This is a genomic window from Streptomyces sp. NPDC026515 (assembly GCF_055567595.1).
Map to the genome: position 1 here is coordinate 112,112 of NZ_JBVHQD010000009.1, position 20,634 is coordinate 132,745.

Genomic DNA, 20,634 nt, shown 5'->3' on the forward strand with positions numbered 1-20,634 from the left:
CTCAGCTCACGGGCGGGGTGGTCAGCGGTCGGCGGTCGCGGTCGGCAACAGCTCCAGGTCGCCCTCCAGGCGGACCGAGTCGTGCAGCCCGACCACGGCCCACGCCACGGTCTCCTTGATCACGCGCTCGGCGATCGGGTCGAGGATTCCTTCGAGACTCTCGATGCCGAAGTCGAAGTCGCACTCGAAGTGCAGGACCGTGTCGGCGCCGTCCGGGCCCAGCGACCAGTGGCCGTGGAAGGTCTCGAAGTCGCCCTCGGTCTGCTCGAACTCGATGCGCAGGTCGTCCTTGAGGAACCGCTCGGTCTCCGACCACTGGAGCAGCCCACTGCGGAACAGCAGCTCCCAGCTGGAGGCCCCGGTGGCGCTCGGCCGGGTCTCGGTGACCTCGGTGGCCTGTACGTGGGGCGACAGTTCGGGGTAGCGCTTGAACTGCACGACGTTCTCGAAGACGGTGCCCGGGTCCGTGCCGTGGATCACCGCGTCCAGAATGACCTTCCGCATCTCTACCGACCGCCTTCGGGCATCCGGGCGCGCTCCGCGAGGAGGTCGCGCGTGGCCTTGTCGAACGCTTCGAGCAGGAAGGTGACGTCGGCGTCGGTGAGGATGGCCGGCGGGGTGAACCGGGCGACCGAGCTGCCGTTCATGGAGTGGTTGCCGACGACACCGTGGTTGAACAGCTCGATCAGCAGCTCTCCGGCCAGGCCCGCCTCCACCATCTCGATGCCGATCAGCAGGCCCTGGCCGCGCACCTCCTTCACCAGGCCGGGCAGGTTCTGGTGCGCGATCCGGGACAGCTCGGGCAGCAGCCGGCCGCCGAGCTCGGCGGCCCTGCTGACCAGCCGCTCCTCCTTGACCACCTCGATCGCGCCCTGCACCGCGGCCATCAGGACCGGGGCCCCGGTGAAGGTGCCGGTGTGCAGATAGGGGTCCTTGTCGAACGGAGCGAAGGTCTTGCGGCTGGCGAGCGCCGCCGACACCGGCATCACCCCGCCGCCGAGCGCCTTGCCGGCGAGCAGGACATCCGGGTTGACTCCGTACAGGTCCGCGCCCCACCACTCGCCGAGCCGGCCCATGCCGGTCTGCACCTCGTCGAGGATGAGGAAACCGTCGTACGTGCGCACCAGCCGTTCGACGCCCGGCAGGTAGCCGGCGGGCGGCAGGATGACCCCGCCCTCGCCCTGGACCGGCTCGACGATCACCGCGGTCTCGCCGGGGTGCGCGCTGAGCACCTCCTCCAGCGCCTCCAGGTCACCGAAGGGGATGTGCGTGACATCGGCGAGCAACGGCCGGAACGGCTTCTGGTAGACCTCCTTGGCGGTGGCCGACAGCGCGCCCAGGGTCTTGCCGTGGTAGCCCATCCGCATGGAGACCAGGCGCTTCTTGCCGTTGGCCCGGGCCAGTTTGAGGCCGGTCTCGACGGCCTCGGCACCGGAGAGGGCGAAGTGGATGCGGTTGAGATGTGCGGGGACGACGGAGGACAGTGCCTCGGCCGCCCGGCCGACCGTCGGCTCCAGCAGGATGCGGGTCGCGATGGGGTGGGTCTCCAGCTGCCTGCGGACCAGCTCCATCACCCGGGGGTGCCGGGCACCCATGATGAAGACGCCGTAGCCGCTGCAGTTGAGGTACTCCTTGCCGTCGCTGGTGCGCAGCCGGGCACCGGAGGACTCGACCTCCATGTGGCTGCCGAACAGCTCGGCGACGGTGGCACGGCCCTTGCTCAGATGTTTGCGGTACAGGCCCAGGATCTCGGCCTCCGTGTCGGCCGTGCGGTCGGCCTCCACATAGGTGGTCATACTCGCCCTCCTCGGGCTGCTGGCACGTGGACTGACGGGGACGGTGACGAATGCGGCTCAGGAGAGCAGCAGGGGGCCGCCGGCGAAGTACTCGACCAGCGCCTCGGTGGTGCTGGTACGGGACGGCGGGTGGAAGGCGAGGGGCCGTACGGCCGAGGAGAGGTAGGCGATGTCCGGCGACTCGATGAAGGCGATACCGCCCAGGAGTTCGACGGCCAGGTCACTCACCGCGGCCAGCGCCTTCTGGACGGCGAACCGGGTGACGAGGACGGCGGCCACCGCGCCGTCGCCGGCCGCGCCGTCGTCGACGGCGCGTGCCATGCCCTCGGTCAGCGCGACGGCCGACTCCAGCTGGACGGCGAGTGCGGCGCGGTCGCTCACGCTGCCGCGGCGGCGCTCCAGGACGCGTTCGGTGAGCGTGGCGGCGACCCCGACGTAGGCGGAGGTGACGAGCAGTTCGAACCAGACGAACGCGGCGGTCTGCAGGTCGTCGAGGCGGCCCGGGTCCTCCGGGGTCGCCCGGATCACCTGGTACTCCGGGACGAAGACGTCCTTCAGCCGCACCTCGTCGCTCTGTGCGGCGGCGAGGACACCGGTGCCCCAGAACGGGTGCAGGGAGACGCCCGGGGTCTTCGCGGGTACGAGCAGGATGACCAGCTGGGGGGTGCCGTTCTCGTCGGGGAGGAAGGCGCTCGCGGTGAGCAGATCCATCGAGCCCGACAGACTGCACGGCTTCTTCGCACCGTTGACCAGGAAGCCGCCCTCGGTCGGGGTGGCGACGACCGTGGGGGCGAGGATGTTCTGTTCGGTACGGCCCTCCGCCCACCCCGAGGCGAGCAGCATCCGCTCCGGTGCGATGCGGTGCAGCACCTCGGTCTGCTCGGCCGTCGCCGCGCCGAGCCGTTCGACCAGCTGGAAGAGCATGGCCACAGTGAAGTTGTGCATGGTGGCGCCGGCCGCGAGGGACGGCGACAGGGCGCCGATGGCCCGGGTGACCTGTACGGCTTCCAGGGCTTGGACGCCGAGGCCGCCGTACTGGGTGGGCACGAGCAGGGTGGGGCCGCCATGTGCCCGGAAGATGTCGATCACGGGGCTGTCGGCCGCCTCACGGGCCGCGAGCGGTTCCTCCTCGAGGGCCTTGAGCAGGCCGGGGTGGTGGCGTTCGCAGGCCGCGCGGGCCAGGTCGAGGGAGCGCATCAGGGACTCCTGACTCGGGTGTCCGTCAGTTTTCGAACATGGCCACGCGCGGTGAGATCCCCTTGCCGAGGCTCACCCCCTGCACGTGGGAGGTCTTGAGCATGGGGTAGTTGCCCTCACCGAACGCGCCGCCGGTGAGCCCCGTCCCGCCGTGGGTGGGGACGACGGGCAGGAAGCCGATGTGGGAGTCGTTGACCTTGAGCAGGCCCGCGTTGCGCACCCGGGTGACGAAGCGGTCGATGACGTCGGCGGAGCGGGCCCACAGCGAGTTGCGCAGCCCGTAGTCGTTGCCGTTGACGAAGTCGATGACGTCCTCGAGCAGGGTGGCGTCGGCGGTCGGGGCCGGGACGACGACGGGCAGCAGGGGGAAGAACGTCTCCTGGCGCACCATGTCGAAGGCCGCCGACTCGGCCATCCCGTCAACCCGTACGACGGTCGGTTGGAGGAACTGGCCGGCCTGGGAAGGCGTGCCGTCGAGTTCCACCCGCCGGCCTCCGCAGACGAGCCGGCCGCCCTGGTCGAGGGCCTGGCGCAGCAGCGCGAAGAACCGCTCACTGCGCCGGACCGGTGACAGCAGAACGTCGGGGTCGTCGGGGTATCCGGGGGTGATGGCCTCGGCGGCGGACTTGAGCCGGCCGATGAGTTCCTCGGCGATCTCAGGGTGCACGATCACGCAGTTGGGCACCATGCAGATCTGGCCGGACCCGTAGAAGGCCTCGCAGATCGCCTCCACGGCGGCGGAGACGTCGGCGTCCTTCCAGACCACCAGGGTGTCGTTGCCCGCGAGTTCGAGGATGGGCTTCTTGCCGCGAGCGACGCACTCCTGCTCGAACCTCAGCCCGGCTTCGCTGGCGCCGAAGTACATGATGTCGTTGACCCGCGGGTCGTCCAGCCAGTGGTCGATGATCTTCTGTGGGGTGCCGCAGACGATGTTCAGGGTGCCGGGCGGGGCCTGCATCTCCTCCAGCAGCGGTACCGCCAGCTCGCGCAGGATGTAGAGAGTGCTCAGGGCGATGCTGCGCGGGGCCCGGACGACCACGGCGTTTCCGGCCATCAACGCCAGTACCGCGAGGCCCGAGTTGGGTACCGGCGCGTTCTGCGGCGGGTTGATGGCGACCACCCCGTCCGCCTGCCGGCGTACGACCAGTCTGCGGCCGAGGTACTCGCGCTCGGCATACATCTGCTGCTCGTACCAGGCCAGGCTCTCGTCGCTGTACGCCTGGATGAGACAGGTCAGCTCCCAGCGGGCCAGCGTGACCGGGTGGGCCTCGGCGACCATGATCTCCAGGATGGTGTCCCGGTGTTCGATGAGCTCGTCCCGGAACCGGGCACCGAGCCGCAGCCGGTCGGCGAGCGGAGTGGTGGACCAGGCGTCCACGGCGGCGGCCGCGGCCTCGGTGGCCGCGACGACGTCGGGCATACCGATCACCCCGCAGCGGCCCACCACGTAGGGGTGCTGTGCCGCAACGGAGCGCGGGTCGGGATCCTGCTCCAGCGCCCGCTTGAGACTCACGCTGGTGAACACGTCCTCGAGGAGGGACTTGGAACTGACCGTATAAACCCAGCCCATACCCTCGATATCTTTTCCTCCGACATAAGAGTGGTAACTGAGCAGGGGTTTGGTACGCTCTTTCGTCACCTGATCAGGGCCGCTGGAGATTTCACGCACTGCCACGATCCTTCTCTCTTGCGCCAAGTGGCCTTTCGACGTCCGAGATCCTGGCAGAGGGCCCCTGATCCTGCGCTGACATCGGTCTGACCGGAGTTCCCGCTGACTACTCGTTGACGCCTCGCTGACATTTCCCTACGTCATCCGCCGCCGTTTTCGCAGCACTTGCGGAGCATGCGGGCGCATGCCATAGTCGCCATCCTCCGACTGGTATCGGAATACGGCACCCCGAACAGTCCTGAGCGAGGTGGATGGTATGACCGAGAGCGTCATAAGCGACGAAGCAGTCTCCTTCGATTTTGTGCACAACGCCATCCGCAATCATGCGGAGTCCGACAATCCAAGCTCATTCCTCGCGGTCAGCCAAGGGAATTCGTACTTCACCCTTCCGGGCCGCGACGGAGTGATCGTCTATCGTCCGGCCGGCCCCTATCTGGTGCAGTTCGGAGGCCCGTTCGCGCCCGACGAGTGCTATCGCGAACTACTTGACGGATTCATGCAGTTCGCGGCGGACCGGGGATACCAGGTGGTCTCCGTCCAGTTGCAGGAGCGAGACGCCCGGATCTACGCCGAGCGGGGCTTCACGGTGAATCAGATCGGCTCCTCGTACGCGGTCGACCTCACCACGTTCACGCTGTCCGGGACCCGGTTCATGCAGCTTCGGAACAAGATCTCGCGGGCCTTCCGCAACGGGCTCACCGTGATCGAGGCGGACTACGAGGAATGGCGTGAAGCGATCGTCGGTATCGACCGGATGTGGCTGCCCCTGAAGGGCGAGGGCGCCAAGCAGCTGGAGTACCTCGTCGGTCAGTGCGGCGGCCCCGCGCAGCGGTACCGCCGGCTGTTCCTCGGTCTGATCGACGGCGCGCCGGCCGGCTACATCCTGTACTCGCCGGTCTACGGCACCCGGCCTGGCTGGATGCACGACCTGAGCCGGCGGCGGCCCGACCTCTCGCCGGGGCTGATGGAAGCGATCAACAAGACCGCCATCGATGCCTTCCTCCAGGAGCAGGTCCCCTGGCTGCACTTCGGATTCACGCCCTTCACCACCCTGGACGAGAAGGTGGAGATGCCGGGCAGCAGCGCGGCCTTCCGGTGGTTCATGCATTTCCTGTGGGAGAACGGCAAGGACGTGTACCCCGCCGCCACCCAGCTCGCGTACAAGCAGAAGTGGAACCAGAGCCTGGTGCTCACCGAGTACGTCGCCTTCCAGGGCCCCGCCAGCGTCAATGCGTTCGTCCACATCTTCCGCGCCGCCGGCGCGCTGTGACCAGAGGAGCACCCGTGACTGACACGCCGACACCGACCGGGCGGATTCCGGACATCCAGGCCGAGGTCATCGAGCACTTCACCGCGCTGTGCGGCGACCCGGACGACGCGGAAGCCGCCGCGGCGGCGGACCGTGCGCTGGCCGCCCTGGAGGAACTGCTGCTCACCACGGCGGGCACGTCGGCATAACCGTCCGGAACACAGGCGGGCCGGCCCGGAGAGAACTCCGGGCCGGCCCGCAGGCGTTGTCCCTGTCGGCCGTGTCGCGGCATGCGTGCGTGCGCGTCAACGGTCATGCCGGAGCGCGTGGTGCGACGAAGGCCGAAAGGAACAGAAAGGGAGGGAAGGGAAGGAGCGGAAGAGCCGGGAGAGGAACCGCCTCAGCCTGAGACCACCGGCGCCGAGTTCAGGTCCGCGGCGCCCTCGCGCAGCGCGCGCTCGTACTCGCGCATCGCCGGTGTCGGTTCGAGACCCAGCTCGTCGGTCAGTCGGCACCACAGCTGACGGTAGACGGCGAGCGCCTCAGTCTGACGGCCCGACCTGTGCAGCGCGGTCATCAGTTGCTGTCGCAGGCGCTCGTGGAAGGGGAACTCGACCAGCAACTGGCGCAGTTCGGTCACCGCTCTCACATGGTTACCGCTCTCCAGTTCGAGGTCATAGAGGAGTTCGAGCGCGGACAGGCGCATCTCCTCGCACCGCACCTTGGCGGCCTCGTACATCGGCCCGCCGACGGCCCCGCCGAGCGCGGGGCCCCGCCAGAGGTCCAGGGCCGCACGCAGCTGACAGACGGCCTCCAGGGGCGAGCCCGTGGGGACCGCCGCGCGGATGCGCTCGACCTCTTGCTGGAAGAGATCGCTGTCCAGCTCGCCGGGCTCGACCCGCAGCTGGTAGCCGGAGGTGTGGGTGATCAGCCGCGGCCGGTCGACCTCCGGTTCGAGCGCGGAGAGCCGTCGACGCAGCCGACTCACATGAGCCTGCAGGGCGTTCTCCACGCAGACAGGCTGATCGTTCGCCCAGACCTCGTTGATCAGATCGTCGATTATCACCATCTGTCCGGCATTGACGAGGAGTGTGAGCAAGAGCCTGTTCTGCAACCTCCCCTGAAGCCGGACAGCCCGCTCGCCATTGAACACAAGGAGCGGACCGAGAATACAGAAGCGCAAAGTTTCCCCCATTCGGATGGTGACCATCTCGATCATGTGCATGCGACCCTGCCGGGCGCCGGACGCACATAAATTGGAGCAAATGACTCCGCATATCTGGAGCACCACGACGTCACTTCCCCCGTTGCACCGTTCCGCGGATTACTTTCAAGCCCATAGCCTGCCTGCAGCATCTGATGGCGCGTTGACATGAGGCTGACACGGGTTCGAGACAAGATCGAGACACTCGACCCACGGACGGGCGGTCACCGCAGAAATCTGGCCGTTTCCTCGTCGGCGGGGAAAAATGCCTGAATCGCCACTTCTTCCACGGTGACGTTCAAAGGCAGCGCAAAGACCGTTTCGACATTCACGAAAGCAAGGTCCCGGCCCGCCACGGTGATCCGCAGCAGTGAGAAACGTTGCGGGGCGGCGCTCCTGTCCTGCAGGTCCCCACGGAGCACGTGCCCGGTCCACTCGGAGCTGTCGAGGGTCCACTTGTCGAGGCAGTCGGGATGGATGTGGGTCCGCACTCCGGCCTCGGTGAGATAGGTACGGTCGGCCGGGGCGACCACATCGACGATCAGGTCTGCGGCCGCGTTGACAGCGAGCAGGCGCCCCGACTGGTCGACTGCCATAGCGGGCACGGCGCCGTGGCTGCGCAGGACGTTGCTCACCAAGGTGCGGAACGCCGCCATCTCGGGGGCGGCCAGGGGGGTCTCGTCGTACGGCCGGCCGTGGCCGGCGCGGGCGAGCAGTTCGTTGCGGTCCCGCAGGGAGAGGCCGAGCAGTTCGGCGAGCCGCAGCAGCACCGAACGGTCCGGGACCAGCCGGTCCGCCTCGAACCGCTCCAGATTCTGTGCCGACACCCCGACCTGGGCCGCCACCGCTTCCCGGCTCAGCCGTCGCTCCTCACGGATGCGGCGCGCCAGCCCGCCGGGCCCGGTCTCGGGCGCACTCCCGTCGTCCGACCGCATCGCGCTCAGCCCTTACATGTCTGCGCGCCCGGATCTGCCACCGGGATCGTTGGCCCCACTATCGACCCGCGCCGGTCGTGTGTCGATTATCTGCGAGGTAAGACCGGTGCCCACCGTCCTGCTGGACGATGGGCACCGGCACATGAGCGGAGAGGGCAGGATTCGAACCTGCGCGGGCCACAAGGACCCTCCCGGACAAACCCGGAACCCGTTCGGCCGCTTCGGGTACCTCTCCCCATCCCGGCGGGATCACCGTTCCTCCCGCCGTCGTTCTGAAATCCATCGTGCCCGCCCCGCCTTACCGGGGACTGACGAGCCACTGACGCTCTGCCCCCCATGACGAAGCATGAGCGCCGACGGGCTTTCCGGACGCCGATCAGCGATCTGTCAGCAACGCGTATCCACACGCCTATAGCGTGTGCGATCGGCCACCCATCGGGAGGATTCGTGAGTGAGCGCACGGCACCTTTCTACTGTCCTTACTGCGGAAACGAGGACCTGCGACCCTCCGCGGATCTCCCGCGGAACTCCTGGGAATGCACGGGGTGTCTCAGGGCGTTCGCACTCTCCTTTATCGGTGTTATTTCCGGTACACACAAAGGGGTCGACCATGCACGACCTTGAGCAGCTCGCCCGCCGGGCGGGCAGGGAGCTCGAAGAGGCGCCGGCCCTGGAGATCCTCCAGTGGGCGGTGGACACCTTCGGCAAGGGCTTCTGCGTGACCTCCTCCATGGAGGACACCGTGGTCGTCCATCTGGCGTCGCGTGTCCAGAAGGGCGTGGACGTCGTCTTCCTCGACACCGGCTACCACTTCCCGGAGACTATCGGCACCCGGGACGCGGTCGAGGCCGTGATGGACGTCAACGTCCTCACCCTCACCCCGCGCCGGACGGTCGCCGAGCAGGACGCCGAGTACGGTCCCAGGCTGCACGACCGCGACCCCGACCTGTGCTGCAAGCTGCGCAAGGTCCAGCCGCTGGAAGCGGGCCTGGAGCACTATGACGCCTGGGTCACGGGACTGCGCCGCGACGACTCACCGACCCGGGCGAACACCCCGGTGGTCGGCTGGGACGAGAAGCGCCGGAAGGTCAAGATCTCCCCGATCGCCCGCTGGACCCAGGACGACATGGACGACTACATCACCGAACACGGCGTGCTGACCAACCCCCTGCTGATGGACGGCTACACCTCCATCGGCTGCGCCCCCTGCACCCGCCGGGTGCTGGAGGGCGAGGACGCGCGCGCCGGCCGCTGGGCGGGGCGGGCCAAGTCCGAATGCGGGCTGCACGAATGAGCGGCATCGGACAGGCTCCGGCCACGACCGCGGCGCAGGTCCCGCACACTGTGCCATTCAGCCACCTGGACGTGCTGGAGTCCGAGGCGGTCCACATCTTCCGTGAGGTGGCGGGCGAGTTCGAGCGGCCGGTGATCCTGTTCTCCGGCGGCAAGGACTCCATCCTGATGCTGCACCTGGCGCTCAAGGCGTTCGCCCCGGCGACGGTTCCCTTCTCCCTGCTGCACGTCGACACCGGCCACAACTTCCCCGAGGTCCTGGAGTACCGCGACCGCACCGTCGAACGGCACGGACTGCGCCTGCACGTGGCCCCCGTGCAGGACTACATCGACCGCGGTGTGCTGCGCGAGCGCCCGGACGGCACCCGCAACCCGCTCCAGACACTGCCGCTCACCGAGAAGATCCAGAGCGAGCGCTTCGACGCCGTGTTCGGCGGCGGCCGCCGCGACGAGGAGAAGGCCCGCGCCAAGGAACGGGTCTTCTCGCTGCGCGACGAGTTCTCCCAGTGGGACCCCCGCCGCCAGCGCCCCGAGCTGTGGAACCTCTACAACGGCCGGCACGCCCCCGGCGAACACGTCCGCGTCTTCCCCCTGTCCAACTGGACCGAACTGGACGTCTGGCAGTACATCGCCCGCGAGGGCATCGAACTGCCGCAGATCTACTACGCCCACGAGCGTGAGGTGTTCCAGCGGGCCGGGATGTGGCTGACCGCCGGCGAGTGGGGCGGCCCGAAGGACGGCGAGAGCGTCGAGAAGCGCCAGGTCCGCTACCGGACCGTCGGCGACATGTCCTGCACCGGCGCGGTGGACTCCGACGCCGACAGCATCGAGAAGGTCATCGCGGAGATCGCCGCGTCCCGGCTGACCGAGCGCGGCGCCACCCGCGCCGACGACAAACTCTCCGAGGCCGCGATGGAAGACCGCAAGCGCGAGGGGTACTTCTAGACATGAGCACCACCATCGACACCCTGCGGTTCGCGACCGCCGGCTCGGTCGACGACGGCAAGTCCACCCTCGTCGGACGGCTGCTGCACGACTCCAAGTCGGTCCTCACCGACCAGCTGGAAGCCGTCGCGCGGGCCTCCGCCGGCCGCGGCCAGGACACCCCCGACCTCGCCCTCCTCACCGACGGGCTGCGCGCCGAGCGCGAACAGGGCATCACCATCGACGTCGCCTACCGCTACTTCGCCACCCCGAAACGCCGGTTCATCCTCGCCGACACACCTGGCCACGTGCAGTACACCCGCAACATGGTCACCGGCGCCTCCACCGCCGAACTGGCGATCATCCTGGTCGACGCCCGCAACGGCGTCGTCGAGCAGACCCGCCGGCACGCCGCGATCGCCGCCCTGCTGCGCGTCCCGCACGTCGTCCTCGCCGTCAACAAGATGGACCTCGTCGCCTACCAGGAGCCGATCTTCGCGGGGATCGCCGAGGAGTTCACGGCGTACGCGACCGAACTGGGCGTCCCCGAGGTCACCGCGATCCCGATCTCGGCGCTCGTCGGCGACAACGTCGTGGAACCCTCCGCCAACATGGACTGGTACGGCGGCCCCACCGTCCTGGAACACCTGGAGACCGTCCCGGTCAGCCACGACCTGGCGCACGCCCCGGTCCGCTTCCCGGTGCAGTACGTCATCCGGCAGGGCCAAACCCGGCACTACGCGGGCCAGTTGGCGGCCGGGACCTTGCGGGTCGGCGACCGGGTCACCGTCCACCCGTCCGGCGAGACCTCCGAGATCGTCGCGATCAACGTGCTCGGCAAGGAGGCCGCCGCCTCGTTCGCACCCCAGTCGACAGCCATCCGGCTGGCCGACCAACGGGACGTCTCCCGCGGGGACATGATCACCACTGGGGAGCACGCCCCGGTGCTCACACGCGACATCCGGGCCGTCGTCTGCCATCTGGCCGACCGTCCGCTACGGGTCGGCGACCAGGTGCTGCTCAAGCACACCACCCGTACCGCCAGGGCGATCGTCGCGGCGATCCCCTGGCGGCTGACCCTGAACGACCTCTCCCGGCATCCCGAGCCGGGCCGGTTGACCGCCAACGACATCGGCCACGTCGCGATCCGCACCGCGGAGCCGCTGCCGCTCGACTCGTACGCCGACTCACGCCACACCGGCTCCTTCATCCTGATCGCCCCGGACGACGGGGCAACCCTGGCCGCGGGCATGGCCCAGCCCCGAGGGGAGGACCTCCATGTCAGCCACCCCTCAGCCCCGTAGGGACACCCGTCGCCGGTCCTGTCTGGTGCTCGCGGCCCTCGCCCTGCTCGTACCGACCGCCTGCGGATACGGCTCACAGCGGACGCGGGACGCCGGCGCGGCTGCTGTCGCACCGGGCGCGCGAAAGCTCTCCGCCGGCACCGTGCGGATCGGCTACTTCCCGAACCTCACCCATATGACGGCCCTGGCGGGCGAGCAGGAGGGCTTCTTCCAGAAGGAACTGGGTGGCACGAAGGCCGAGTACGTGGCCTTCGACGCGGGCCCGACCGAGATCGAGGCGCTCAACTCCGGTTCCGTCGACATCGGCTGGATCGGCCCCTCCCCGGCGATCAACGGCTACACGAGGTCCGGCGGCAAGAGCCTGCGCATCATCGCGGGTTCGGCCTCCGGTGGCGTGAAACTCGTCGTGAACCCGAAGAAGATCAAGTCCCTGGAGGACGTCAAGGGCAAGCGGATCGCGACCCCTCAGCTGGGCAACACGCAGGACGTGGCCTTCCTCAACTGGATCGCCGACCAGGGCTGGAAGGTCGACGCACAGAGCGGCAAGGGCGACGTCTCGGTGGTCCGCACCGACAACAAGATCACCCCGGACGCCTACCGGGCGGGCTCCGTCGACGGCGCCTGGGTGCCGGAGCCGACCGCGTCCAAACTGGTCTCCGAGGGCGCGAAGGTACTGCTCGACGAGGCCGACCTGTGGCCCGGGCGGAAGTTCGTGATCACCGAGGTAGTCGTCTCCCAGCGGTTCCTGAAGGAGCACGCCGACATCGTGGAAGCGGTGCTGCGCGGCTCGGTGCGGACGAACGCCTGGATAAGGAGTCACCCGGCCGCGGCCGAACTCGCCGTCAACCGTGCCCTCGGTGCGGCCGGCAGCCGTCCGCTGCCGCGGGCGGTGCTCGACCGGGCCTGGAGCTCGGTCGAGCCGCTCGACGACCCTCTGGCCGCGACGCTCCGCGAGGAGGCGGAGCACGCGGTCCGTACGGGGCTGCTCGAACATCCCGATCTGAACGGTATCTACGACCTTCGCCCGCTCGACCGGGTACTCCGGGACCTGGGCAGGCCCGCGGTGTCCGACGCCGGGCTCGGCGTGGCCGAGGAGGCACCGTGACCACGGCACCGACCACGGCGACCGCCGTACGGCTCACCGCCGTCCACAAGTCCTTCGGCCGGCCCGGTGTCGCCCAGCCCGTGCTGCACGACATCAACCTGCACATCGGTCAGGGCGAATTCGTCTGTCTGCTGGGTGCGTCCGGGTGCGGCAAGTCGACCTTGCTCAACCTGATCGCCGAGCTCGACGAGCCGACCTCGGGCGACATCAGCGTGCCGGGCCGCCGCCCCGCGCTGATGTTCCAGGAGCACGCGCTGTTCCCCTGGCTGACGGCGGGCAGGAACGTCGAACTCGCCCTGAAACTGGGCGGTCATCCCCGGCCCGGGCGCCGGCCCCGGGCGGAGGAACTGCTCGAACTCGTCCGCCTGAAGGGCGCGTACGGCAAACGCGTGCACGAGCTGTCGGGGGGAATGCGCCAGCGCGTCGCCCTGGCCCGCGCCCTCGCCCAGGACACCCGGCTGCTGCTGATGGACGAGCCGTTCGCGGCGCTGGACGCGATCACCCGGGATGTGCTGCACGACGAACTGACCCGGATCTGGCGGGAGACCGCGGTGTCGGTGCTGTTCGTGACCCACAACGTGCGCGAGGCCGTCCGGCTGGCCGAGCGCGTCGTGCTGCTGTCCTCCCGCCCCGGGCGGGTGGCCCGTGAGTGGACGGTCGGCATCCCGCAGCCCCGCCGTATCGAGGACCCCGACGTGGCGGCACTGTCGGTCGAGATCACCGAGGAACTACGGAGGGAGATCCGCCGTCATGGCCAGCACTGAGAGCGAGTCCGTGGCCGCCGACGCGCAGGCCCTGGCCGGTCTGGAAGCGGGCCTGGACGCGTTGGAGGAGGTACGGGCCCGCCGGACGCCGGTCGGGGGGTTCCTGCTCCGCAAGGCGCTGCCACCGGTGCTTGCGACTGCCCTGGTGCTCCTGGTCTGGGAGGTGGTCTGCGTCCTGGGGCTGGTGTCCCCCGCCGAACTGCCGAGCCCCGGAGCCGTGGCCGACAGCTTCCGGACGCTGTGGTACCAGGGAACCCTGTTCGGGATCATCTGGACGAGTCTGGCGCGGGGGTTGACCGGCTTCGTGGCCGCGCTCGGGCTGGGTACCGTGCTGGGTCTCGTGGTCGCCCGGGTCGCGTGGGTGCGGGCCGCGGTGGGCCCGCTGCTCACCGGCCTGCAGTCGCTGCCGTCGGTGGCCTGGGTGCCCGCGGCGGTGATCTGGCTGGGGCTGACCGACTCCGCGATGTACGCGGTGATCCTGCTGGGTGCGGTGCCGTCCATCGCCAACGGGCTGGTCTCCGGCATCGATCACGTTCCCCCGCTGTATCTGCGGGCCGGACGGGTGATCGGCGCCGACGGGGTACGGGGGATCCGGTACGTGCTGCTGCCCGCGGCACTGCCCGGCTATGTGGCCGGGCTCAAGCAGGGGTGGGCCTTCGCCTGGCGTTCGCTGATGGCGGCCGAACTGATCGCCTCGTCACCGGATCTGGGCGTAGGACTGGGCCGCTATCTGGAGAACTCGCGCGAGAGCATCGACCTGCCGGGCGTCTTCGCGGGCATCCTGCTGATCCTCGTCATCGGGGTCGCCATCGACCTTATCGTCTTCTGCCCGCTGGAGCGCCGTATCCGACGGGTCCGCGGTCTCCTGGCCACGGACTGACCCGTGCCGGCCCCTGCCCACCGCACGACACCGCTCGTCCCCACGGCACCCGCCGACGACGGTACGGCGCTCCGCACCACTCGGGCGGCCCCGACGACCCGGACGACACCGGCGGCCCGGGCGGCTCCGACGACGACCACGGTGGCCCCCTTGCTGCTCGTGGCGCACGGCAGTCGGGACCCCCGGCACGCGGCGACCGTGCGGGCCCTGGTGCGGCGGGTGCGGTCGGGGCGGCCCGGACTTCGGGTGGAGGCCGGCTTCCTGGACTTCGACACCCCGTCCGTGCCGGCGATGCTGGAGTCCCTGGCGGCGGAGGGCGCGCGCGATGTCGTGGCCCTGCCGCTGCTGCTGACCCGCGGGTTCCACGCGCGGATCGACATCCCAGCGCTGCTGCGGAAGGCGCCGCCGGGACTGCGTGTGGTGCGGGCGGACGTCCTCGGCCGCTCCCCGCTGCTGCTGTCCGCCCTCGAACGACGTTTGTACGAGGCCGGGTTGACGCCGGCCGACAAGCCCTCGACCGGGGTCGTGCTGGCCTCGGCGGGGTCCACCGACCCGGAGGCGATCGCGGAGGTCGCAGACGTGGCGCGGGAGCTGCGGCGCACCGGTTGGCGCTCCGTGCGGCCCGCGTTCGCCTCCGGACCACTGCCCCGCCCGCGGGACGCGTCGCGCGCCCTGCGGGCGGCCGGCGTGCCGCGTGTCGCGCTGGCCCCGCTGTTCCTGGCCCCCGGGCGGCTGCTCGACCGGCTGCGGGCCGACGCCCGGCGCTGCGGTGTCGACGTGTACGCCGACGCCCTCGGTGACACCCCCGAGACGGCGCTCCTGGTGTGCCACCGGTACGCGTCCGCCCTCGGCAGCCGGATGTCAGCCCGCGATCAGCCGTGACTGCCAGAGTCACCGCAGGAGTGACATCGCGCGTTCATGACCTGGCGCGGAAGGAGCGCAGGGAACGATGAGACATCTCTTTAGGGGGCGACGGCGACTGGTGCACCGCACCGTCGTGGCCGTGGCGGCAGCCGGACTGGTGACGGGACTGCTCACCGGTTCCGGCCAGGCCGCCGACGCGGCCACCGTCACCACGTCCACCTCCAGTTACCTGGCGTCGAACGGCGTCACCTACACCGCGACCAACCATCTCACCCCGGCCGCCTCCGGCCCCGGGCGGGAGTGGCTGCTTGCCTGGTCGGGCCCGGACGATCCGGCGGCACCGGACTTCATGGCCGTGATCGACGCGACCCGCGGGTCCGCGCACTACGGCGAGATCGTCAACACCGTGACGATGGGGCCGGGCACCGGCAACGAGCCGCACCACATGCAGTACGTCTGGCACAAGGGCGACCAGATCTACGCCAGCGGCATCAAGTCGGACACGACCTTCGTCTTCGACTCGCACGCGTTGCCCGCGCTGAAGCTCGTCGGCGTCAACGACCCGCAGGACACGGCGTGCGGCACCATGCCGGACGCCTACACGGTCCTCAAGGACGGGACCGCGTACGGGACGTTCGTAGGCGGGCCGAACGTGACCGGCCCCTGCACCTACACCAACGGACAGGTGCGGGACGGGAACGGCGCGGCCGGCTCTCCCGGTGAGGTCGTTCATTTCGGCAAGACCGGCAAGACGCTCGCCGAGATCCCCGTGGCCCTGGCCCAGGGCGAGGACCCGAACCAGTGCGCGAACATCCCGGCGATACCCAAGGCCACCTGTGCCAATCCGCACGGTGTCGCGGTCCGCGAGGACCTCGGCATCATGGTGGCCAGTGACTTCACCGAGACCCGCAGCATCCCGAAGCCGGGCACCCCGCTGCCGGACGGCGTGGAAAAGCTGGCGCGGCAGACGGTGCGGGTCTTCGACATCAAGGACGAGAACAACCCGAAGCTGCGCTCGATCAGCAAGGTGAGCGACGGCCCTCGGGTCTCCCAGGAGTGGAACAAGGCGTTCGGCGAGTCCCGTGTCGTGATGGAGACGGCCCTGCCGAACAAGCGCAACCACAAGGGGGCGTTCGTCTCCACGATGGCGGGTGGCGCGATCTTCTACACGCCCGACATCATGGCGAAGCACCCGAAGTGGCGGGAGATCTTCGACGACACCACGGCCTACCGGACCTTTCATCCGGACGGCTCGGTGACCGGTGGCGGCGACAACGGCAGCTGGCTGATGATGAGCCCCGACGACCGGTACCTGTTCCACACGGTCATGGGTTCGTCGACCACGTACGGCAAGCCGCTGGACGTGACCACCGGCATGGTCTACGTCCTGGACGTGCGCAAGCTGCTCGCCGACGGCGGCAAGGCGGCCTGCAGCATCGACCGGCTGGACGAGGCCTACCGCGGCGGCGACGAGCCGGACTGTCCCGCGCTGACCGGGGTCATGCCGATCAACGACCCCACCGACGGCGGTCCGCACTGGGGCACCATGGACACGTTCAAGCAGAACGCCATGGGGCAGTACCGGGACACGGACACCGTCAGCCGCATCGCCACCTCGAACTACTTCATCGCTGGCTCCTTCGGCGGTGGCGGCGACCACCGGATCTGCATGTTCAACCTGGACCGCAAGGGCCGTCTGTCGCTCGACACGACGTTCCGCGACGAGAACACCGGCCAGACGTGCGTGAACATGAACCGCCAGAACTGGCCCCATGGCTCGTACGGCAACGGCCGGGCCCACGGTCTGCTGTTCGTCGTCAGTGACAAGGCGCTGCGGTGAACGGTTCCGCCGTGCTCGCGGGGGCCGTGGCGCAGGAGGGCCACGGCCCCTCCGGGCAGTCCGGGGGCCCGACCCTGGCCCTGGTCGTGGGCGCGCTGGTGGTGGGTGCCGGGGTCGCCATGGGCCTGGTACTGCTGCACAAGGGGTGGCTGCGCCGACGCTCCGTCGTGGCGGGCTTCTTCGCCGCCGTGCTGGCGGGGGCGGCCTTGGCCGGGTCGGCGGTGCTGCCGGCCACGGCGCCCGTCGCGTCCGCCGTCGCGGCACCGGGCGTCCCGGTGTACGACGCGCTGCACCTGGGCTCCGCACATGTGCCGGTCCTGGTCGTGCCGAACCGGCCCGGCCTCAACCTCGTGTCCGTCACCACCACGGGGCAGGCCGCCGCGGGCACCGACCGCGACCGGCTCACGGCGGGCCGGAAGGCGGCCGGCGGTGCCCAGACGTGGATACGGGTGCGGCTGCCCGCCGGGCGCAGCAGTCTGTGGGTCTCCGCCGGCGGTTCGCTGGGGTCGCTCACGGTCGACACCGGGCAGCGGACGGGCGGCGGCACACCGTCGTCCTTGCTCGGGCCGGACGGGCCGGAGTGCGCGAGCTCCGCGCTCGGCGCCCTGGCCGCAGGGGTGTCCCGGCGGCTCGCCCGGTGTCCGGCCGACCGGCTGACCGGCCGGGACGCCGACGCGCTGCGCGCGACCGTCCGGTACATCGCCGGACGCGGTGCCCGGACCCTGGCGCTCGCCGGGGACGGTTCGGCGCGCGGGCGGGCCGCCGCCACGGTCGTGCGGCAGGCCGCCGCCCGTGCCGGAGTGGCTGTCACCGAGCCAGGTGCCCGGCGGCTTCCGCTGATGCTGGTCGCCGGGTGGGCCGGGGCGTACACCTCGCTGACCGACGCGGCCTCCGGGCGGGTGGCGACCGAGGGCACGTATCTCGCTCCGTGGCTGCTCGACGCGCCGCTCCTCACGCCGGCCGCCGGGCAGCTCGTCGCCCTGCGGTACGCCCCGCACGACCCTGCGCCGATGCGTTACGTGTCGGCCCTGGACAGGAAGTTCGCCGGCGAGGCGCCCACGGCCGCGGGCTACGCGGCCTGGCAGGAGGCACGGCACTCCGCGGACGCCGCCCCGGTGCTGCTGTACGCGGCGGCGACGGCCCAGATCCCGGGCACGGTCGCCGGCTCCGGCCATGACCACTCCAGTGCCACGGACTGGTTCCCGGACGGGATGATCATCCCGGTCACGCAGCCCCTCGACCGGTCGTAGCCGGGCCCGGCACCGGGCCGACGTCATCCGCTCCACCCGACAGGAGAGGCACCGCATGACCACCACACCCGGCGGCAGGCAGTCCGCGCGGCCCGCCGCGCGGCGCGACGAGGGCCAGTGGGCCGTCGGCGGCCGCACCCCCCTCAACGACAACGAGCGGTTCAAACAGCTGGAGGACCCGTTGCGGGTCCGCGAGCGGGTCGAACGGGTCTACGCCCACAAGGGGTTCGCCTCGATAGAACCCGACGACCTGCGCGGCCGGCTGCGGTGGTGGGGGCTCTACACCCAGCGCAGGCCGGGCATCGACGGCGGACGCACCGGTGTGCTGACCCCCGCGGAACTCGACGACGAGTACTTCATGCTCCGGATCCGCAGTGACGGGGGCCGCCTCGACGCCCGGCAACTGCGGGCCGTCGCCGACCTCTCGACGCGCTTCGCGCGCGACACGGCCGACATCACCGACCGGCAGAACATCCAGCTGCACTGGATCCGCATCGAGGACGTGCCGGCGATCTGGGAGCGCCTGGAGGCCGTCGGGCTGTCCACCACGGAGGCCTGCGGCGACTGCCCCCGGGTGATCCTGGGCAGCCCCGTGGCGGGCGTGTCGGCGGACGAGGTGCTGGATCCCACCCCGGTGATCGACGAGATCGTGTCCCGGTACGTCGGTGACCCGGCCCTCGCGAACCTGCCCCGCAAGTTCAAGTCGGCGGTGTCCTGGCTGCCCGATGTCCCGTACGAGGTGAACGACATCTCGTTTCTCGGGGTCGAGCATCCGCAGCACGGCCCCGGCTTCGACCTGTGGGTGGGCGGCGGGCTGTCCACGGCGCCCCGGCTGGCCGAACGGGTCGGCTGCTGGGTCCCGTTGGCGCAGGTGCCCGAGGTCTGGGCGGCGGTGGCGGGGCTGTTCAGGGACTACGGCTATCGCAGGCTCCGCAACCGGGCGCGGCTGAAGTTCCTGGTCGCCGACTGGGGTGTGCGACGGTTCCGGGCCGTGCTGGAAGAGGAGTACCTGGGTCGGCCGCTCGCCGACGGTCCGGCGCCCCGGCTCCCGGACTCGCCGGTGGACCACATCGGGGTGCACCGCCAGAAGAACGGGCAGTTCTACGTGGGCGCGGCACCGGTGGTCGGCCGGCTGTCGGGGACCCGGCTGGCCGCGCTGGCGGACCTCGCGCGGACCCACGGGTCGGGGCGGATCCGCTTGACGCCGTACCAGAAGCTGCTGGTGCTCGATGTGACGGATCCCGAGCCCCTGGTGCGGGAGCTGGCGGACCTGGGGCTGGCCGCCCGGCCGTCGCCCTGGCGGCGTGCCACGATGGCGTGCACCGGTATCGAGTACTGCAAACTCGCGATCGTCGAGACCAAGCAGCGGGCGGCGGAGCTGGTGGCGGAGCTGGAGCGGCGGCTGCGGGACCAGTCCGTGCCGTTGACCATCAATCTGAACGGCTGTCCGAACGCCTGCGCCCGCACCCAGGTCGCCGACATCGGCCTCAAGGGCCAGTTGGTGACCGACGCCGAGGGCCGGCAGGTGGAGGGTTTCCAGATCCATCTCGGCGGCGGCCTGACGCTCGCCGCGGGCGGGGCCGGCGGCTTCGGCCGCAAGCTGCGGGGGTTACGGACCCCGGCAGCCGAACTCCCCGACTACGTCGAACGACTGGCCCGGAACTATCTCGCCGGGCGCAGAGACCCTGCGGAAAGCTTCGCCGAGTGGGTGTTACGCGCGGACGAGTCGCTGCTGCAGCCGAAATCGGATGCATCTGCGGCATGACAGAGCTGACAGACCGGTCGGCTCCGGCCCGGACTCCGCGGAGATCCAGGCCGGGGCCTTGTCCCGTTCAACTCAACCGCTCCAGCGTCTTCCCGCGGTCAGCCCTCCGTCAGCTCACGGCCGGCCCCTTGCCCGACTGCGTGGGACCGGGGCAACGACAACCCGCCCTGCAGCGGGGTTCCCTCAAGGTGGCGTCGATGGTCGATGTGGGGGGCGGCTCCAACGTACTTGAGGACAGCCGCCACGGTGTTCTGCCAGGTGCGCTCGGCGCCGTCGCAGGCGTGCCGCCGACGCAGCGCATGACCCACACGAACCTGTGGCGGCCGGCACAGCGCGGCGCAGGCGGCGACCGCAAGGACATACGGCTGAGCGCTGGTCACGTCGACGTTCGCGGTACGCGTTGCAACCCCGACTGTGCCTCTCCGTTCAGAGCCGTCCCCCGCCCCTCCGCTCCAGGGACTTTTCAGGGACTTTCAACGCTGTCCGAGGGACTTTCGAGGGACTTTCCGCCGCCAAACGCGGCAAGCCCCCGAAAGATCGGAAAGGGCCTCCGACGCAGGTCAGAGGCCCTCTCCCAGGCAAAGCCGCAGGTGGC

Annotated in this window: 18 protein-coding genes and 1 tRNA gene; 12 read left to right on the forward strand and 7 right to left on the reverse strand. The window is 70.1% G+C overall.

Annotation, left to right across the window (positions count from 1 at the left end):
• Nucleotides 1-21: 21 nt before the first annotated feature.
• The 4 genes from ACZ4O3_RS20345 to ACZ4O3_RS20360 are packed head-to-tail and all read right to left on the reverse strand — an operon-like array spanning nucleotide 22 to nucleotide 4,563.
• Nucleotides 22-504, reverse strand: a complete 483-nt coding sequence (locus tag ACZ4O3_RS20345; RefSeq protein WP_467723392.1) for a type II toxin-antitoxin system RatA family toxin — start codon at nucleotides 502-504, stop codon at nucleotides 22-24.
• A gap of 2 nt (nucleotides 505-506) precedes the next feature.
• On the reverse strand, nucleotides 507-1,796 hold the full coding sequence (locus ACZ4O3_RS20350) for an aspartate aminotransferase family protein (protein ID WP_467723394.1): 1,290 nt from the start codon (nucleotides 1,794-1,796) through the stop codon (nucleotides 507-509).
• A 57-nt stretch (nucleotides 1,797-1,853) separates the two neighbouring features.
• Entirely contained in the window at nucleotides 1,854-2,993 is a 1,140-nt protein-coding gene (locus tag ACZ4O3_RS20355) for an acyl-CoA dehydrogenase family protein (protein WP_467723396.1), read from the reverse strand.
• 25 nt (nucleotides 2,994-3,018) lie between these two features.
• Complete coding sequence (locus tag ACZ4O3_RS20360; RefSeq protein WP_467723398.1) at nucleotides 3,019-4,563, reverse strand: aldehyde dehydrogenase family protein; 1,545 nt, start codon at nucleotides 4,561-4,563, stop codon at nucleotides 3,019-3,021.
• A 355-nt stretch (nucleotides 4,564-4,918) separates the two neighbouring features.
• Here ACZ4O3_RS20360 and ACZ4O3_RS20365 point away from each other — a divergent pair, with 355 nt between their 5' ends.
• Nucleotides 4,919-5,932, forward strand: coding sequence for a phosphatidylglycerol lysyltransferase domain-containing protein (locus tag ACZ4O3_RS20365; protein ID WP_467723400.1), 1,014 nt, complete (start codon nucleotides 4,919-4,921; stop codon nucleotides 5,930-5,932).
• Nucleotides 5,933-5,946: 14 nt separating this feature from the next.
• On the forward strand, nucleotides 5,947-6,120 hold the full coding sequence (locus ACZ4O3_RS20370; RefSeq protein ID WP_467723401.1) for an ABC transporter ATP-binding protein: 174 nt from the start codon (nucleotides 5,947-5,949) through the stop codon (nucleotides 6,118-6,120).
• A gap of 191 nt (nucleotides 6,121-6,311) precedes the next feature.
• On the opposite strand, the gene ACZ4O3_RS20375 is transcribed toward ACZ4O3_RS20370, so the two are convergent.
• The 3 genes from ACZ4O3_RS20375 to ACZ4O3_RS20385 form a co-directional block, all read right to left on the reverse strand.
• Complete coding sequence (locus ACZ4O3_RS20375; protein WP_467723403.1) at nucleotides 6,312-7,136, reverse strand: AfsR/SARP family transcriptional regulator; 825 nt, start codon at nucleotides 7,134-7,136, stop codon at nucleotides 6,312-6,314.
• Nucleotides 7,137-7,339: 203 nt separating this feature from the next.
• Nucleotides 7,340-8,050: a helix-turn-helix domain-containing protein gene (locus ACZ4O3_RS20380; protein ID WP_467723405.1), complete on the reverse strand. Its 711-nt coding sequence runs from the start codon at nucleotides 8,048-8,050 to the stop codon at nucleotides 7,340-7,342.
• A 147-nt stretch (nucleotides 8,051-8,197) separates the two neighbouring features.
• Nucleotides 8,198-8,285 (reverse strand) — tRNA-OTHER (locus ACZ4O3_RS20385).
• Between the two features lie 375 nt (nucleotides 8,286-8,660).
• Between ACZ4O3_RS20385 and ACZ4O3_RS20390 the strand changes: the two genes are divergently transcribed.
• The 10 genes from ACZ4O3_RS20390 to ACZ4O3_RS20435 all read left to right on the forward strand — a co-directional run bounded on the left by ACZ4O3_RS20390 (nucleotide 8,661) and on the right by ACZ4O3_RS20435 (nucleotide 20,039).
• On the forward strand, nucleotides 8,661-9,344 hold the full coding sequence (locus ACZ4O3_RS20390) for a phosphoadenylyl-sulfate reductase (protein WP_467723407.1): 684 nt from the start codon (nucleotides 8,661-8,663) through the stop codon (nucleotides 9,342-9,344).
• Nucleotides 9,341-10,288, forward strand: a complete 948-nt coding sequence (gene cysD / locus ACZ4O3_RS20395; protein ID WP_467723409.1) for a sulfate adenylyltransferase subunit CysD — start codon at nucleotides 9,341-9,343, stop codon at nucleotides 10,286-10,288. Before ACZ4O3_RS20390 ends, cysD begins: the two co-directional genes overlap by 4 nt.
• A 2-nt stretch (nucleotides 10,289-10,290) precedes the next feature.
• Entirely contained in the window at nucleotides 10,291-11,571 is a 1,281-nt protein-coding gene (locus ACZ4O3_RS20400; RefSeq protein ID WP_467723411.1) for a sulfate adenylyltransferase subunit 1, read from the forward strand.
• Complete coding sequence (locus ACZ4O3_RS20405) at nucleotides 11,546-12,676, forward strand: aliphatic sulfonate ABC transporter substrate-binding protein (protein WP_467723412.1); 1,131 nt, start codon at nucleotides 11,546-11,548, stop codon at nucleotides 12,674-12,676. Before ACZ4O3_RS20400 ends, ACZ4O3_RS20405 begins: the two co-directional genes overlap by 26 nt.
• Nucleotides 12,673-13,440 carry an ABC transporter ATP-binding protein gene (locus tag ACZ4O3_RS20410; protein WP_467723414.1) on the forward strand — a complete coding sequence of 256 codons (768 nt, stop codon included), beginning with the start codon at nucleotides 12,673-12,675 and terminating at the stop codon, nucleotides 13,438-13,440. Before ACZ4O3_RS20405 ends, ACZ4O3_RS20410 begins: the two co-directional genes overlap by 4 nt.
• The gene (locus ACZ4O3_RS20415) at nucleotides 13,427-14,320 is read left to right on the forward strand and encodes an ABC transporter permease (RefSeq protein WP_467723416.1); all 894 of its coding nucleotides are present in this window, start codon (nucleotides 13,427-13,429) and stop codon (nucleotides 14,318-14,320) included. Before ACZ4O3_RS20410 ends, ACZ4O3_RS20415 begins: the two co-directional genes overlap by 14 nt.
• A 141-nt stretch (nucleotides 14,321-14,461) precedes the next feature.
• A complete protein-coding gene (locus ACZ4O3_RS20420) occupies nucleotides 14,462-15,202 on the forward strand; it encodes a sirohydrochlorin chelatase (protein WP_467723655.1) in 741 nt (246 codons plus the stop codon).
• Between the two features lie 67 nt (nucleotides 15,203-15,269).
• A complete protein-coding gene (locus tag ACZ4O3_RS20425; protein ID WP_467723418.1) occupies nucleotides 15,270-17,024 on the forward strand; it encodes a hypothetical protein in 1,755 nt (584 codons plus the stop codon).
• Nucleotides 17,021-18,274, forward strand: coding sequence for a type 1 periplasmic-binding domain-containing protein (locus tag ACZ4O3_RS20430; protein WP_467723420.1), 1,254 nt, complete (start codon nucleotides 17,021-17,023; stop codon nucleotides 18,272-18,274). The genes ACZ4O3_RS20425 and ACZ4O3_RS20430 overlap by 4 nt, the downstream gene beginning before the upstream one ends.
• Before the next feature lie 55 nt (nucleotides 18,275-18,329).
• On the forward strand, nucleotides 18,330-20,039 hold the full coding sequence (locus ACZ4O3_RS20435) for a nitrite/sulfite reductase (protein ID WP_467723422.1): 1,710 nt from the start codon (nucleotides 18,330-18,332) through the stop codon (nucleotides 20,037-20,039).
• Nucleotides 20,040-20,634 lie beyond the last annotated feature (595 nt).